12 protein-coding genes are annotated in these 16036 nt (G+C 61.6%); 11 read left to right on the top strand and 1 reads right to left on the bottom strand.

Translation table 11 applies throughout. The annotated features are described in order from the left end of the window. Window positions 1-10 precede the first annotated feature (10 nt). The 7 genes from AB1609_00765 (at window position 11) to AB1609_00795 (ending at window position 13890) form a co-directional block, all read left to right on the top strand. Window positions 11-529, top strand: a complete 519-nt coding sequence (locus AB1609_00765) for a hypothetical protein (protein ID MEW6045008.1) — start codon at window positions 11-13, stop codon at window positions 527-529. Continuing rightward, the gene (locus AB1609_00770; GenBank protein ID MEW6045009.1) at window positions 530-2113 is read left to right on the top strand and encodes a hypothetical protein; all 1584 of its coding nucleotides are present in this window, start codon (window positions 530-532) and stop codon (window positions 2111-2113) included. Beyond that, window positions 2113-4173 carry a right-handed parallel beta-helix repeat-containing protein gene (locus AB1609_00775; protein MEW6045010.1) on the top strand — a complete coding sequence of 687 codons (2061 nt, stop codon included), beginning with the start codon at window positions 2113-2115 and terminating at the stop codon, window positions 4171-4173. Before AB1609_00770 ends, AB1609_00775 begins: the two co-directional genes overlap by 1 nt. Window positions 4174-4185: 12 nt before the next feature. After that, entirely contained in the window at window positions 4186-4461 is a 276-nt protein-coding gene (locus AB1609_00780; protein MEW6045011.1) for a hypothetical protein, read from the top strand. Then, window positions 4458-4613: a hypothetical protein gene (locus AB1609_00785; protein MEW6045012.1), complete on the top strand. Its 156-nt coding sequence runs from the start codon at window positions 4458-4460 to the stop codon at window positions 4611-4613. The genes AB1609_00780 and AB1609_00785 overlap by 4 nt, the downstream gene beginning before the upstream one ends. Before the next feature lie 265 nt (window positions 4614-4878). Further along, complete coding sequence (locus AB1609_00790; protein ID MEW6045013.1) at window positions 4879-5856, top strand: hypothetical protein; 978 nt, start codon at window positions 4879-4881, stop codon at window positions 5854-5856. Window positions 5857-6570: 714 nt separating this feature from the next. After that, window positions 6571-13890: an LPD38 domain-containing protein gene (locus AB1609_00795; protein ID MEW6045014.1), complete on the top strand. Its 7320-nt coding sequence runs from the start codon at window positions 6571-6573 to the stop codon at window positions 13888-13890. Here AB1609_00795 and AB1609_00800 read toward each other — a convergent pair. Then, complete coding sequence (locus AB1609_00800) at window positions 13868-14071, bottom strand: hypothetical protein (protein MEW6045015.1); 204 nt, start codon at window positions 14069-14071, stop codon at window positions 13868-13870. The two genes, AB1609_00795 and AB1609_00800, sit on opposite strands and share 23 nt — an antisense overlap. A gap of 87 nt (window positions 14072-14158) precedes the next feature. On the opposite strand from AB1609_00800, the gene AB1609_00805 reads away from it, so the two are divergent. Genes AB1609_00805 through AB1609_00820 form a run of 4 tightly spaced genes read left to right on the top strand, consistent with a single transcriptional unit; the run spans window position 14159 to window position 15656 of the window. Continuing rightward, window positions 14159-14350 carry a hypothetical protein gene (locus tag AB1609_00805; protein MEW6045016.1) on the top strand — a complete coding sequence of 64 codons (192 nt, stop codon included), beginning with the start codon at window positions 14159-14161 and terminating at the stop codon, window positions 14348-14350. A 5-nt stretch (window positions 14351-14355) separates the two neighbouring features. After that, complete coding sequence (locus AB1609_00810) at window positions 14356-14625, top strand: hypothetical protein (protein ID MEW6045017.1); 270 nt, start codon at window positions 14356-14358, stop codon at window positions 14623-14625. Next, window positions 14612-15388, top strand: coding sequence for an N-acetylmuramoyl-L-alanine amidase (locus AB1609_00815; protein ID MEW6045018.1), 777 nt, complete (start codon window positions 14612-14614; stop codon window positions 15386-15388). The genes AB1609_00810 and AB1609_00815 overlap by 14 nt, the downstream gene beginning before the upstream one ends. A gap of 16 nt (window positions 15389-15404) precedes the next feature. After that, window positions 15405-15656: a hypothetical protein gene (locus AB1609_00820; GenBank protein MEW6045019.1), complete on the top strand. Its 252-nt coding sequence runs from the start codon at window positions 15405-15407 to the stop codon at window positions 15654-15656. The last annotated feature ends 380 nt before the right edge of the window (window positions 15657-16036 follow it).

Below are 16036 nucleotides of genomic sequence, written 5' to 3' on the forward strand. Positions count from 1 at the left end.
GGAAGGCTAGATGACCGGCAAAGAGATCAAGACTGCCGCCGAGGCGTACATCGGCGAAACTATGGACGACACCGACGCCCTGGAGGGCATCAACGCCGCCCTGCGCTGGCTGAACGACAACGGGCTCGTCTACGACAGTACGGAGATTGCCGCCGAAGCCAAGACGTGGACGTCGCTGCCAGTGAACTTCATCACGGTCAGCGAAGTGACGAACTCCGCCGGCGAACTCTACACCGACTACCGTCAGCGCGTAGGCCAGATCATCTTTGCCGAGGCCGATACCTACACCGTCTTTGGCCGCCGGGTCGTGGCCCAGTTAGCCAACCTTAATGAAACGCCGGAGCTACATCTGGCTTTCCACGGTTCCCTCGTAGATCACCTAATCGGGTGGTGGAAGCTGAAGCAGGACCCGGACGACGCCGATGGGGACTATCACGTGAAGAAATTCGAGCGCGATGCGATGCGCACGTCGCTGACCCTGCGCAGCAGCCGGGGGCCGGCGACGGCGACGATCACGGTGGTGCGTTAAATGCTGTTGGCACCTGAAATCCCTCGCAAACCCGCCAAGCCGAAACTTTATGCCGTGTACCGGGATTTCCGCGGCGGCTGGAACGCTGATGCGGCGCCGGATAGTCTTGCTCTTAACGAGCTGGCCCTGGCGGATAACGTCGATCTGGACGAGCGTGGCGCGGCCAGCAAGCGCAAGGGTACGGCTCCACTTAACGCCGTTTCTTACGGTGCCCAGGTAGAGCGCATTATCGAGTGGTCGAAGAACGACGGCACGAAGATCAAGATGGCCGTGGTGGGCAGCGACCTTTGCCGGATCGCCGACGACGGCACCAAAACCGTCGTGAAAGCCCTGAGCGCCCCGGACATCGGTTGGTTCGTCTTCCAGGACAAGTTCTGGTTCGCCGGCAAGGAAGCCGGGACAGACAAGTTCTGGACCTACGACGGGGCAACCGTGGCCGAAGTGACGCCAAACAGTGCCACGGACAACGACTTGACGCCCGTCAAAAGGTGCAGGATCTTCGAGTGGCACCCGAAGAGCTTCCGCGTCTTCGCTACCGGGGACCCGAACGACCGGGCCGCACTGTATTACAGCCAACCAAACGATCCGACCTATTTCAAAAACACCAGCAAGCTCTACCCCACGACACAAGACGGCCCGGCCCACGGGTTGGGGATGTTCGGCAACGCCTTGATGCCGCTCTACAGAAATTCTGCGTGGGCCTGGAAGGGCTCCGACCCGGCCACGGACGCCGTATGGGAAAGGCTGCCCGTCGGCCAGGGGACGGTCGCGCCGCGGACGATCCGGCTGACGCCAAATTCATTGACCTTCCTGGGACAGGGCGGGCTCTACAGCCTGAGCCCCGGGCTGCTGGACTACAACGTCATCTTGGTGGCCGGTGACGAACTGGTGAAGAACCAGGCGAAGGATAAGGTAACCTCGGTTATTCGTAGCATCGTACACCCGGAGACGGCCTGCGCGTTGTTTGACCCGTACAACGAGCGTTATCTCCTGGCCTACGGCGACGATCCGGCCAACCCGCGCAACAACAAGATTCTTGTTCTGGACTGGGGTTTGAAGGCGTTTACCCGGTACACCGGGCTACAGGTCAATGACTTCTGCCTGACGGCCAACGGGGACATCCTTGCCGCCACTAACGGTTACATCCTGAAGATGGGCCAGGCGTACAGGGATTGGGACCCTGTCACCGGAAGCTACAAGCCCATTGAAATGGCACTGAAAAGCAGGCAGCACGACCTGAGCCTAGCGGACGCCAGCCTGGTGTTCCATGTCAAGCAGTTATTCAGGGTGTTCCTCGCGGCCAGGCAATACGGCTCCGAAACGAGCAGCGCTGACATTACTGTGACTTGCGATTCCAAGTCTGTTTCCTTCCCTGGGGTGTCGCTTGATCAGAGCCTTACTTGGGGTGAACCGTGGGGCAACACCTGGGGCTGGGAGGACTTCACGACGCGGGAGGCGCGTTGCCGGCTGAAGGGCAAGCGGGTTCAAACCCTTTTTGAGAACAGGAACATTGACGAGCCGGTAACGCTTTACGGATATGCCTTCGAGTATCAAGTGCTTAGAGCCAGAGGGGTGAAGGTGTAATGGCTAAGCCCAAGCGGACATTCTCGGCTGACGTGGGCCAGAAATCCACCGGTACGGCCGGGCCGGACCAGATCGAATACGACCTGGATAACCTATTCGCTGCGCTCGACCCGGCGGACACTTTCAAAGACGGGTCGCCGGGCGGTATTCAGACGGAGAACATACGCGCCGGTGCCGCCACCGACACCATCATCGGCACGCGGACGGTGGACCAGGCCCTTGCCGGGGATGCGCACACCGGTACCCTGACCCAGCTCCTTTCGTGGCTGGCAAAACACATTAAGGCCGTCAAAGGCACCGCTAATTGGTACGACGCTGCCGCGTCTTCGATTGCCGGGATTTGGGCGAAGTTCAATGCGGCCACCGGCCACAAGCACACCGGAGCGGCTGACGATGCCCCGCAGATTGGGGCGGACGGCCTGGCGGATGGTGCGGCTACTGATGCCAAGGTTGGTAGCCGGACGGTCGATCAAGCCCAGGCCCCGGTGGGGAATACCGGGACCTTGACTCAGCTGTTCTCGTGGCTGGCGAACCGGGTCAAGGCGATTACCGGTGCCACGAACTGGTATGACACCCCGGCAACATCCCTGGCAAACGCCAAGGCTCATATGGACGCCGCCGCGCCGCACAGCGGCCACGAGACTCCAGCGGGAGCGCAGGCGAAGGTGGACGCCCATGCCAACCGTACAGACAACCCGCACGGCACCACAGCGGCCCAGACCGGGGCGCTGGTCAGCATCAAGGGCGTGAGCAACCCAGGCGGTAACGTCGATCTGGTGGCCGGCACCGGAATAACTATCACCCCCGATACGACAAACAAGCGGGTTACTATTACTGCCACCGGCGAGGCCCTACCGGCTCCACATGCTGGGTCACACGCTGTTGGTGGTACAGATGTACTCACGCCGGATGCCATTGGAGCCGAAACGCCTGCTGGCGCCCAGGCCAAGGCCGATGCTGTGCAGGCCAACCTCACTGCGCACTTGGCCGAAACTGTGATAACAGCTAATAAAACTATCAACGTGCCAGCAGATTATCCCACAATCCAGGCGGCCCTAGATAGTCTCAAAAAAGCCTGGATTCCTAGAGACGTTACTGTTACTATCCAGGTTGCGGCGGGGACTTATAGCCATACCTCTCCAATTATCGTTGACCACCCACAGGGCTTGCATATAAAGATTATCGGCGCAACTCCTGTCACTACTACCATAACTGGTGCAGGTACTATTACAGGCTCCGCAGGTAACTGGGGTGTGCCAATACTAGTGCAATCTACCAGCGGCATTGCGGCTGGTGATTACGTCATAGTCAGAGATACTACGGGTACAGGAGACCACTACGCCTTTAGGGGTATTTGGAAAGTCATAAGTGTTGATAGCGCAACTCAAATTACCGTGCAAAATACTCACCGTGCGAGTGCGTTCCCGACGGCAACTTTAAGCGGTGGCACAGTGGTAGTTCTAAAAACTGTATTGAAGTTTGTGGGTTGTCGGGGTATAGTTGTGGCTCCAAATTCCGCACTGGGGCTTTTGGGTGCTGTTGCAGTAGTTGGAGATGGTAGCACCAATGAAGGTATACTTGTTGGCAGGTTACCTAGCGACTTAGGAGTACCAGGGCCTGCATTCATTCTACTTGGAGGTAATGTTGGGATAAATGGCTTTGGCTCCAATGGTATATGGGTTGGATACGGAGGCACTGTTTTCGCTGGCTCCAGCACTGCCAGCGGCAATGGGCAGAATGGCTTTTTGGCAGACACTGGCGGCTTCATTTGGGCTATCTCCAGCACTGCCAGCGGCAATGGGCAGAATGGCTTTTTGGCAGCCAATGGTAGCTCCATTGTGGCTGACTCCAGCACTGCCAGCGGCAACGGGGCTAATGGCTTTTGGGCAACCAATGGTAGCTCCATTGCGGCTGGCTCCAGCACGGCTTCTGGCAATACCAACTCTGACTACTATGCATGGCTGGAGAGTTCTATTTACGTCTACGGTTACACTGGAGCGCCTATTTTTTCCCCCGCAGTGAACACTGTCGGTAATGCTAATGCTATTATTTCGACGTAGGGGGTGCTAGTCTTGATACTAGTAATTAAGGCAGGCAAAGTTATAGCCACTCACACTAACGAACAAGAGTACGTTATAGACCGCTACCCTGCCGACTGCGAAGTAATTAAAGTGGTTGATAATGCCGTGGAGTTTCCACTGGATGAACAGGGCAGCCCAAGAGGCTTACCCGAAGACCCACGGTCCAAGGGAATACCTTACGTAGACTTGAAAAAGCAGGGCACTGCTGAACAGCGTTTGGCCGATCTTGAAGCAGCTATAGCAGCCCTGTTGGGAGGCGGTGCGTGATGATGCCTCTTTGGAAGCGCAATATCTTCGTGCGGGTAGTAACTAAACGCATGGCAGAAGAAGGGAAAGCAGCGGAGGAGATTCTGGCAGAGTACCCTGTTTTGACACCAGAGGAGAAGCAGGAAATTTTGGCTGCTATTGTGGCGTCTTAGGACGGGAATGCGCAGACCCGAAGGAGTGATGTAAATGCCTTACGGAATGACGGATGCTCAATACGCGGCGGAGGTTGCCCGGAAAAAGGCCGCAGGCATCCCTCTGACCGCGCCTGTGGATACGGCGGCCCTAGCAAGGGCTGCGGCCGCCGGCAGTGGCAACAATAGCGGCGGCTCTACACCGAGCAGCCGTTCGCCTTCTTCCTCGTCGGGGCCCGGCAGTACAACCAGTTCGACGGGCGGATTTTCGTACACTGTTGACCCAATGGGGAACATCTACAAGAACGGGCGGATGGTGGACTTCTCGAACCCGGCCACCTTGCCGGCGCTCCAGGCCGACCCGGCGGCGGCCAGCGCCCTTGCCAAGCGCAACGCAATCCTGTCGGGGTTTGGCAACGCGCTCGATACTATTCTCAATCCACAGCCGTTTCGCTTTGAAATGCCGCCCATGCCCGAGCCGCCTCCGACGCTTTCCTACGCCGAGGCCGAGAGCCGCGCCAGGGGCCAGCTTAATCCTCTTTATGAGACTGAACTGGAGAAGACCCTGGAAGCGGTAGACCAGGACACCATCCGCCGGGGGTTCTTCGGGCAATTGCCAGCCGGGGCGCTGCGCGGGGCGCGGGCGGCCGAGGTGGAGCGGGCGAAGGTCGCGGCGATCAATGCGCTGGCTAACCAGTTGGTCGGCCAATCGGAAGAAGCGGCGCGGGCGATGCAGCAACTGGCGCAGCAGCGGTGGGCGACCGAGGCGCAGCTCCGGATGCAGGCGGCGCAGAATGCTTATCAGCAGCAGGACGCTGCAAAGACCATCCTTTCGCTGTGGCAGTTACGCCAGCAGGCCGATGAGGCGGAGAAGGACCGGCAGGCACAGCTTGAGCGCGAAAAGCTCCCCTGGACAATGGGGATGACGCCGTACCAGCAAGCCCAAGTGGCAGTTTCTCAGCTTAAGGCGGCTAAGGCCAGCGGGACTAAGTCCGGCGGGACTAAGGCACCTACCAAGACGGACTGGGAAGCCGCGATTATGTCCGTATCTGATTACTACAAGCGCCCCGAGGACTACCTTGCGGATCTTCAGCGATACAAGAAAGAACTGCTGCAACTGGTCGGGCCGACGGGGTATAACCGCCTGCTCGGCAGTGCCGGAAAAGCGGTAGAAGAGTGGGACTATCAGACGTATGGGTCACGGTGGGTGCCCGGCCAGGGGAGCCCCCTGTATGACGCACTGAAGCGTGCGGGAGCGATGTAGATGGCCGACCTGAGTAAGTTCTACGAGGCCCTGGAAGAGCGGGACCAGGCGCGAAAAAGAGAAAGCCGGCCGCCGACGCCAACGGGACCCACTCCGTCCTTCGGCGCCCTGCGGGAATTTGAGACTACGGCCCCGCCCCCGCCTAAACCGAGCCCGGTGAAAGCCGCCATTGACGCCCTGAAGCGGGCCGCTACCTTCAAAGGTCTGGCGCCCAGGCCGACACAGCCGCCCGGCCCCCGGCTGCTTCCTGCCGATGTGTCCCCGGCGCCGACCTTTGGCGCCCTGCGGGAGATCGAGAGCAAGCGGCAGGCGCAGGAGGCGTTTGTCAGCCGGGCGCCGCTCGGCCCGGCCCTGCTTCGGGCGGCGGAACGGACCGGTAATGTCTTGGTGCCGCGGGCGGCGTCGTCAGCTGGACGCACGGCTCAGGAAGCGGCCATTGCGGCGCTTTTGCTGCCGAAGGATGCCCGCATAGCGCAACCGTCAGGTGCCGAAGAGGTCATCGGCAACCTGATCGGCGCTCTCGCGCCCATCGGGTTGGCGGCCAGCGGCGTACGGACGGCTGGCAGAGAAGTTGCCCGGCGCCTGCCGGGGCTTGCCGGCCTTGCCGAGCGCGCCCCCGGCCTGGTCCGCACGGCGGCCCGCGGGGCCGCTACCGGCGCCGGCTATTGGGGTCTGAAGCAGACCCCGCTCCGGCCGCCGGAGGAACGCCCGACAGTGGCCGAACTGCCTGCCGAAACGGCCTTCTTCGGCGTGGGCGACGTCGGCGGACAACTGGCATCGCAGATTCTCCGGCGCCTTGCGCCTATGACCCCGGGCATTATCGAGCACGGCGTACGCGGGGGTGTTGTCGGCGCCACCGGTATGGCCGCGGCGATTCCCCTTTACCCCGAGGACCAGCGGCCCTCGATGCAGGAGCTGGCGACGACTGCAGGCTCCCTGGCCCTGTTCAGTGCCCTGACCGGCGCCCTGGGCGGCCGGGCCGGCCTGCTGCGTCCGGCGATGGAAACCCATCGGCGTTTCCGTGAGGCCTGGGCCGGTGGAGATATGGAGACGGCCCGGGCCGAATACGACCGCTTCTGGCAGGATGTCAACGCCGCGTATGCGGCTGCCAGGACCGCCCCGGGGGAGGCCCGCCGGCCGGAGATCCCGGAGGGTACGCGGGTATTTGCGACGGAACGGGCGCGGCTGCGGACGCCGGCCCTGCCGGAGCCCCGGCAGAAGGCCCGCCTGGAAGCTATTGAGGCACGCCGGCCGGCACCGGCCGAAACCCCGCCGATGGAAGGCTATGAGCCCCTTTCGGAGAAATTCCTGCCGCCGCAATGGCAGGAGCTGCTGGCGCGCGCCCGGGAGCGGATGGCGGCCCAACCGCCGAGGTTTACCGTCAAGACCCGCGCCGCTGCCGGCCTGTGGGGACGGCCGGAGCCGCCCCGGCCGAAACCCGAGCCGTTGCACGAGCAGTGGCTGCGTATCCTGCGGGAACGGCTGGCGGCCAGCGAAGACCAGCGCGCGACCCGGAGCGGCGGCACCGTCGAAACCGTCCAGGGTCCGATGCGGCCGGAGACACCGGTCAGGCCGAGCCGAGTCATTGAGGCGCCCCCGCTGCCTACTGTGCGGGCGCCGGAAAGGCAGGCTGAAACCGCAAGTGCAGAACTTCTGCGACAACTTGAGCGTTACGGTACGGCACGTCTGAATGGCACGACCGCTAAGATCGTCCAGCATCCCAGCGGAGAAGGCTTTGCCGTTGAGGTTACGGTCAGCGGCCAGCGAAACCTGATACCGTCTGATCCGCTGACGATAGAAGCGGCACGTAAAGAGGCGGTAAAGGCGCTGCTTGCGGAGGCCACGACGCCGCAAGTACGGTCGGAGCAGGAAAGGCCGACTGTGCCGCTTGTTGTCTTCGGCCCGAAGGGCGAACGCCTGATCATCATCGACGACACCGACCCGGCGAAGCTGAAAGTGCGAAACGAGTTGGGGACGGAGTTCTGGATCGGGCGAAAGGCGGTCAAGGCGGAGCCGCCGGCGGCACAGAAGGCCAAACGGGAAGCCATTGAGCGCGGCATGGAGCCGGTTGTTCAGCGGTGGAACGGTATGAGTTACGACGACCGTTTCAACGTGGCGCAAACTGTTGGGTGGAACAAGCGTGATTCCGACAAGTTTGCCAAGAGCGAGTGGAGCAAACTCTCGCCAGCCGCGCAACGCGTCCTCCAGCGATATTTTGCTTCTAAGCAGGGGAAACCCCCGGAGACACCCAAAGCGACCGAGGCCTCGAAGCCTGCTGCGCCAGGCCAGATCCAGGGTAAAACGGCTACCGCAAAAACCGAGCGCGGGACCGCCGTCGAGACCAGATACGCTGTCGTCGATGCCAATGACCTGATCGCGTCCCACGACACGGCCCTGCGTACCGACAAGCGATACCCTGCCGAGTTGCAGCCCCGGGACCGGTCCCGCGCGGCCAGCAAGGAGCAGATCGGGCTCATCGTCAACAAGCTGGAGCCGGAGTTCCTGGGCGAGAGCCCGAAGGCCTCCGAGGGGGCGCCGATCGTCGGCCCGGATCTGGTCGTCGAATCCGGGAACGGGCGGGTTATTGCCCTGAAGACGGCCTATGAAAGCGGCCACGAGAATGCGGGTAAGTACCGGCAATGGCTACTGGACAACGCGGAGCGGTTTGGCCTGGACAAGAAGGCCCTGGAGGGTGTCGAGCGCCCGGTCCTCGTGCGGGTCCGGCAGACGGACGTCGACCGTGTCCAGTTCACCCGCGAGGCCAATGAGCAAGCCGTCGCCGCCATGTCTGCCACCGAGCAGGCGATGGCGGACGGCAAGAAGCTGTCCGGGGCCCTCCTGGATGAGTTTGTCCCCGGGGAGAACGGGGAGATCGTGCATCGCGCCAACTGGGACTTCGTCCGCCGCTTCTTCCAAGAGGTGGTCGGGCCGGCGGAACGCGGTCGGTATATGACTGCCGATGGCGGTATCTCTCAGGAGGGCGTAAACCGCATCCGCAACGCCGTCTTTGCCAAGGCCTACGGGGACCCGGCCGTTCTGGCGAAACTGGCCGAAAGCACGGACAGCAATGTCCGGAACATTACTAACGCTATGCTGATCGCGGCTCCCAGGCTGGCCAAGGTAAAAGATGGTATTGCAAACGGTACTCTGCACGATCTAGACTTGACTCAAGAGATCGCTGCGGCAGCCAACAAGCTGTCCTACCTGCGTGAGACCGGCATGTCGGTTGAGAAGTACCTCAATCAGACAACCATGTTTGGTGAGGACATCTCGCCGCTGGCAAAAGACATCCTGGGTGTTTTTGACCAGTTCGGCCGGAGTGCAAAGAAGCTGTCGTCAATCCTTAATGCCTACGCCGATGTAGTTGAGGCCGTCGGGCACCCGAAGCAGGAGTCTTTCTTCGGCAAGATTATACCGACCAAGGCCGAGGTCCTTGAACAGGCTATCAGGAAGGTGGTTGGGACTAATGAAGAATCCCTACAAGCTTCGCTTTTCCAAAACCAGGCCGTTCGTCGTGGCGATGCTGGGCAAGCGGCTCCGAGAGTGGGAGAAGGAGCAAAACCAGAAGCGGGCGGAGGCCGCCAGGGAGGCAGCGAAGACGTAAAAGGTATGCCCGGGCGGCAGCGAGCGGTCGTGGTTCGCAGCGCCGACGATGTCAGGCAGGCCCTGGCCGGCAGCGCCGACGAGATCACCATCGCTTCGGACGCCAGAATCCCGAAATCTTTGGCCGCTCGTTTGGGCGATATGATCCAGGGTTGGGACCTGACCAGGAACGAGGACGGCAGTGTCACGTTCAGGAAGGGCCGTGAAGAGGCCGTCGTCCGCGAGGCGATCAATGATCTCTATAAGAGGGTTGGTGTACGTGAAGAGAACCAGAGAGAAGAGGCGGCGGCGCTTGCGTATCAGGCCGTCTCTGAAAGTACAGCCGCTGGTAGAGTACCCGCCGGTAGAGGAACGGCTGTTAGCTCCGGGGGCGTCCGAACGCTTGGTGTCGCCATCTCCCGAGACTTTATCCAGGATGGGCGAGTTTCTTTCCAGGGAAAGAGAATCCAAAACGCGGAAGACCTAGCAGTCCTGGCACAGGTCCTCCGTGACCCACGTTTTGAAACCTTCCGCGTGTTCTACGTGCGAAATGGCCGGATTATTGGGCACGAAGCCCTTACGTCGCGCCTGCCCCACCTCGCTGTTGTGCTGTCGGACAACCATGTGCGTGACGCATATCAGATAAGGCAGCGGATAAGGCGCCTGAAGGCCGATGGTTACTATCTCCTCCACAACCACCCCAGTGGAGATCCCAAGCCGTCAGGGGCGGATCGGCAATTCACGAAATACTACGCTGAACTAGTGGACCCCGAGCGTTTTCGTGGCCACGTGGTGATCGATTCGAATAAGTACGCCCTTATCAACTCGAATGGGGATTTCAGCACCCGCGACCTTCCACAACCTTCGCTCGACTTTCTCTATACGCCGGAGTTAGATCATCCCGCCCTGGGCAAGGTTATCACCGGTCCCGCAGGCGTCGCCGAGGTAGGGGCCTCGTTGCGCACGCCGGAGAACTTTGTCTCTATTATCTATATGGACGCCAAGAACAGGGTCCGCGCCGTGCAGGAGATTCCTATCGGTTTGTTCCGGCGCCCAAAGGAAGCCGCCGACTTTATCCGCGGTCAGGCGCGGGCGTTTGGGTCGCCTATGGTCCTTGCCTACTACAGAGGCGCCGCCGACCTTAGGGAGGCGTCCCAGGAACTTGTTATGAACGCCGCCTTGCGCGATGTTGTACTCTACGACGGCCACGGCGAAAGCCATACTTCGGTTAGGAGGGTGCTAGAGAGCAATAACCCGTTCGCGAGTGTCGCTTTGGCAAGACGTGAAGCAGGGACTTTCATTGGTAGAGAGATAAGTACGCAGGACCGATATCGGGTTCGTGAATCCGAAGATCGCTACGCTGACGACGAACTTGTGGGCGTGGAATACTTTGTCCAGCAGGCCGCCGCAAAGGCCCAGGCTCAAACTAAGACATCCACTGGCGGTAAACCTGTCGGCCGGGTGGATATCATCCGCTACATCGAGGACAAGCTTCTGGCTCCGGTCCGGGAAAAGCGAATGACCTTAACCGGTGCCCGCGCCCAGTACAACACCAAGACTGAGGTCATCCGCACCAAGCAACCCGAGGACCTGGAGGCCATCGCCCACGAGGCCGGCCACCACCTGACCAAGACCCTCAAGCTGGACTTTATGAAATACCCCGAGCTGCAGCCCCTCGGGGCGCGGCTCTATCCCCAGGCCGGCGCCAAGCTTCAGCACGAAGAGGGCCTGGCGGAGTTTTTCCGGTTTTACTTCGTGCGCCCCGAGATTGCGAAGCAGGCGGCCCCCACCTTTTTCCGCGACTTCGAATCACGGCTGGAAGCAGAGCCGAAGCTCAAGGGCGTGATTCGCGAGGTTCAGCGGCTGTACCAGGCTTGGTACGGCCAGGATGCCGTCGACCACATCAAAGGCATAATTGTGCGCGACCAGCCGAAGGACAGGCCCTTCCTGAAAACCACCGAGAAGGTATACGCGGACTGGGTAGACGACCTATACCCGTTGTACAAAGCCGTCAAGACCGCCCTCGGCGGCAAGGCCGATCCCGAGAAGGATCTGCCCATCCTGGCCGACCCGTACCGTCTGGCTCGGCTGGCCCGCGGCCGCGCCCGAAAGGCCGTCGGCATGCTCGAACGCGCCACGGTCAGTCCCGACCTGAAGATCATCGGCCCGGGGCTGCGCGAAATCCTGAAGCCCGTGCGGAATCAGATCGAGGACTTCACGGCCTACATCACCGCCCGGCGGGCGATGGAACTGTTCCATCGCGGCATTGAGAGCGGCGCCGATCCCCTGAAAGCCGCAATGGCTATTGAGAGACTGGATTCCCCCGCGTTCCGCAAGGCCCACGACCAGTTGATGAAGTACCAGGACAATCTCATCGACCACCTGGTCGACGCCGGCATCGTGGCGCGCGAGACCGCGGAGACCATGCGGGACCTCAACCGGAACTATGTGCCGTTTTACCGCTACTTCGGCGAGGAAGTAGCGTCGAAGGGCCTGGTTATCGGCAGCCGTAAGCGGTGGACGGATCTGCCCAAGCCGGTGAAGGGCATCAAGGGTTCGCAGCGGTCGATCATCGACCCACTGGAGAGTATTGTCCGCAACACCATCTGGCTGGTCGACATCGCGGAGCGGAACCGGGTGGCCCGCGCACTGGCCGACATCGCCGACAAGGCCGAGGGTATGGGCTGGCTGATGGAGCGTGTGCCGACCCCCGTCGAGCCGAGCCGGACCGATCTGGAGCGGTTGGAGAAAGAACTCCAGCGCGCCGGCGTGCCCGATGAGATCCTGGACCAGATCGACTTCGAGAAGCTGGCCGTGACCTTCAACCCGGTCGGCTACGCCCGGATCAAGGAAAAGAAAGAGAATATCCTCACCGTCTACCGCAACGGCAAGCCGACCTTCTACCAGGTCCATCCGGAGTTGTACCGTGCGCTGGAGATGTTGGATGCCCCGAGTGCCAACTGGTTCATCAGGCTGCTGGCCTTCCCGGCCCGGATGCTGCGCGCCGGCGCCGTGTTGACCCCGGAGTTCATCGCCCGCAACCCGGCCCGTGACCAGCTCTCGGCCTGGGCCTTCAGTAAGTACCAGTTCTTCCCGGTTGTGGATCTCCTGCGGGGCCTCTTCCATGTCGCGAAGCGGGACGATCTCTACAAGCTGTGGGAGGCCTCCGGCGGCGCCCAGGCGGCCCTTGTCAGCCTGGACCGGGATTACCTGCAGACCAACCTGCGTCAACTGATCGGCAAGCAGACGGCGAAGGAACGCCTGCGCCGGGCCGCCGTCTCGCCCCTCACCTTTCTGCAAACCGTCAGCGAGGCCGTCGAGGAAGCTACCCGCGTCGGCGAGTTCGCCCGCGGCCTGAAACGGGAAGGAACGAGCCGGGAGGCGAAGGCGAGGGCGGCCTATTCGAGCCGGGAAGTCACCGTGGACTTCTCCCGGGCGGGCTACAAGGGGCGCCAGGCAAATGAGATGGTGGCCTTCTTCAATGCTGCTGTTCAGGGCACGAACCGTTTGGTGCGTGCCTGGCGCGAGGACCCCATCGGTTTCACGCTCAAAGGGGTTACGTTCATTACTATCCCGTCGATCATACTGTACCTGATGAACCGGGACGACCCCCGTTACAAGGAGCTGCCGCGCTGGCGCCGGGATCTCTACTGGTGCATCCCCGGCGAAGGTGACACGCTGTACTTCGTGCCCAAGCCGTTTGAGCTAGGGATCGTCTTTGGCACGGCGCCCGAGCGGGTATTGGAGTACATCGACGGGCAGGACCCCAAGGTCCTCAAGGACCTGGCCGTATCGGCCAAGGAGGCCGGTACCCCGAGCGTTCTCCCCACGGCCCTCATACCCTTGGCCGAGGCCTACGCCAACCGGAGCCTGTTCACCGGCGCGCCCATCGTGCCGATGCGGGAGCAGCGCCTGGAGCCGTCCGAGCAGTACGGACCGTACACCACCGGGGTAGCCCGGAGCATAGGCAAGGCCTTCAACATCTCGCCGCGGAAGTTTGAGGCGATGGTCCGGGGGTACACGGGCGGCCTGGGGATGCACGCGCTGCACCTTATCGACGCCCTGACCGGCAACCGGGCGCCCGGTGCCGAACTAACCGAGGTGGCGCCCGTCCTGAAAGCATACACTGGCAAAGCCTACCGGAGCGCGGAGTCTATTGATGTCTTCTATGATGAACTGCAGAGGCTGGAGCGGGCCTACAGCACGGCCCAGGAGCAGAAGAAGAAGGGACAGAAGCCGACGGTAACGGTGGATATGGATCGCCTGAGGCGCCTGCGCCGGGTGGAGGAACTGCTGAACAAGCGGCGGCAGAAGATCCGGAAGATCCAGGAGACCAAGGCCCTGACCCCCGATGAGAAGCTGCGCCAGATTGACAAGCTCAACGTGGAGATGGTGAACCTGGCCCGGATTGCCCTGGGGAAGAGGCCGGTCAGCGGCGCCGGCGGGAGCTGATCCATTCCGCGCCGGCGGCGAGGGCGCTGACGAACAGGTAGATCAGCCACCCGCCGAACAGGGCGGCGGCGAAGTAGACGGTGTTCCATGAATCGAACCAGATGGGCATTACGAACTGGTCAAGGACAAAGCCGATGCCGATGACGGCGTACCAAACACAGCGGAAAGCCTGATCAAACACGGCGGCTGCCTCCTTGCGATAAGTGTATCACGGTAACGAGGGCGGTGCCATTGCAAAAGACGCAAAAGATGGGAAGGACGTGGGAAGATGGAGCAGGACGCTATCGTGCAGACTCTGGCCGAGCATGGTGCCAGAATCGTAAACCTGGAGGGGTGGCAGAAGGTGCAAAATGGCAGCCTGCAGCGGATTGAAGACCGCGTCAACAAGCTTTACCTTGCAACCATTGCCCTCCTGGCGACGGTGGTCGGTTCTATGGCGGTGTTACTGGTTAGGGGCTGATTCCCATGCTGTCCTTTCACCGTTTAGACGGTTTTAGTTTCAAGGACCTGCTGGCCGCTATCTTCGTCACGGCCTTCCTGGTGGAGGTGTTCAGGGGCAATGAAGCGATGGTAGACCTGATGGTCCCCCTGGTGGGGATCATCCTGGGCGGCTACTTCGCGACCGAGGGCTACAGTTACTGGCTGGAGCGACAGGGACGGCAGGGGCGGCGGCAGGGCTCCCGTGTCGCTCCCGAACCGACAATGGAGGAGGTAGATCCGAATGGACCGTTTTAAGGTGGTCATCGACCCCGGCCATGGGGGCTCCGACCCAGGGGCCATCGGCCCGACCGGCCTGAGGGAGGCGGATGTAACCCTTGCCGTGGCCCGGCGGGTGGCGGAGATCATCGCCCCGCATTACGCTGTGCGGCTGACGCGCACCGACGACAGGGGCCTCGGCGCTACGCCGGCCCTCGACCTACACGCCCGGGCGGAGATCGCCAACAGGTTGGACGCCGACGCCTATGTGAGCATCCACTGTAACGCGGCGACCACCCCGGCGGCCCACGGTGTGGAGACCTACTCCCTGACCACCGGCGGAACTGGCGAACGCCTGGCAAAGGCCATCCAGGCCGAGATGCTGGCGGCCACCGGCCTGACCGACCGGGGCGTTAAGACCGCTAACTTCGCCGTCCTGCGCCTGACCAAGATGCCGGCGGCCCTGGTAGAGATGGCCTTCATCTCGAACCCGGCAGAGGAGGCCCTGTTGCGTGACGCCAGCTTCCGCGAGAAGTGCGCGCAGGCGATTGCCCGCGGGATTAAGAAGGTGGTCCCTCCGGCGGTGCCTTCTGGAAGCCCGCAGGAGCCGCACCAGACAGCCGACTATCGTCTGACCGTGACCGTTAACGGCAAGCTTGTCCCGGGGCAAATCCGGGCATTTGAAGGCAGGGTGCAGATCTTTGTCGGCAGGATGTGGGTCTACGTGCGAGACTTGGCCCAGGCCCTGGGGGCAGAACTGACCTGGGACGAGACGACTCGAACGGCGAATCTGAAAATCTGATTGGGGAGAGGATCGTATGCGTTCATTTTGGGAAAGGTTCACGTCGAGAAAGTTCTTGATGGCCGTGGCGGCCGCCCTGGTGGCCTTCCTGAAGGTGTTGTACCCTGACATCCCCGAGGACGCCGTCAAGTACGTCCTGTATGCGTGCATGGGGTTCGTAGCCGCCGAGGGTACCGTGGATGCGCTGTATGCGATTGCGAAGTGGCTAGCTGGCAAGCGGGCGGCCAGCAAAGAACCGGCGGTGGACCCCGAGTATCCCGATCTCTAACGAGAAGCCCCCGCCACCCTGCGGGGGCTTGCTATTTCTTATGAGGACAAGGGCTCCCGGATGCCGGGGGTCCCTTTATGTCTGGCTGCCCGACGAAGATTTTCATCAACAGCTCTGCCAGCCATGCCGCCACCCTCGCATGATCCTCTGGAGATGATGAGTATTGTCGGACGATTATCAGCATTTCCCCATGCTCCTCCCGGTCCAGTCTGGTAAACTATACGCAAGCGAGGAGGGAGGACAACCCTGTGAATATCCCGGTAGCTTTTTACGCACGGGTGTCCACAGAAGAGCAGGCCGAACGCGGGAATATCCAGAACCAGATTGACTACGCCCGCAAGTTCTTTGACCTGCACGGGGTGGACGACTACGAGATCTAT

The organism is Bacillota bacterium, from assembly GCA_040754675.1.
In the GTDB taxonomy this organism is placed as follows: Bacteria; Bacillota; Limnochordia; order Limnochordales; family Geochordaceae; genus Geochorda.

Bases quoted from the DNA above. Each gene is read 5' to 3' on its own strand.
- AB1609_00765 (MEW6045008.1), top strand. From the start codon at position 11: ATGACCGGCAAAGAGATCAAGACTGCCGCCGAGGCGTACATCGGCGAA.
- AB1609_00790 (MEW6045013.1), top strand. From the start codon at position 4,879: ATGGGGAACATCTACAAGAACGGGCGGATGGTGGACTTCTCGAACCCG.
- AB1609_00810 (MEW6045017.1), top strand. From the start codon at position 14,356: ATGCTGTCCTTTCACCGTTTAGACGGTTTTAGTTTCAAGGACCTGCTG.
- AB1609_00805 (MEW6045016.1), top strand. From the start codon at position 14,159: ATGGAGCAGGACGCTATCGTGCAGACTCTGGCCGAGCATGGTGCCAGA.
- AB1609_00815 (MEW6045018.1), top strand. From the start codon at position 14,612: ATGGACCGTTTTAAGGTGGTCATCGACCCCGGCCATGGGGGCTCCGAC.
- AB1609_00775 (MEW6045010.1), top strand. From the start codon at position 2,113: ATGGCTAAGCCCAAGCGGACATTCTCGGCTGACGTGGGCCAGAAATCC.
- AB1609_00770 (MEW6045009.1), top strand. From the start codon at position 530: ATGCTGTTGGCACCTGAAATCCCTCGCAAACCCGCCAAGCCGAAACTT.
- AB1609_00820 (MEW6045019.1), top strand. From the start codon at position 15,405: ATGCGTTCATTTTGGGAAAGGTTCACGTCGAGAAAGTTCTTGATGGCC.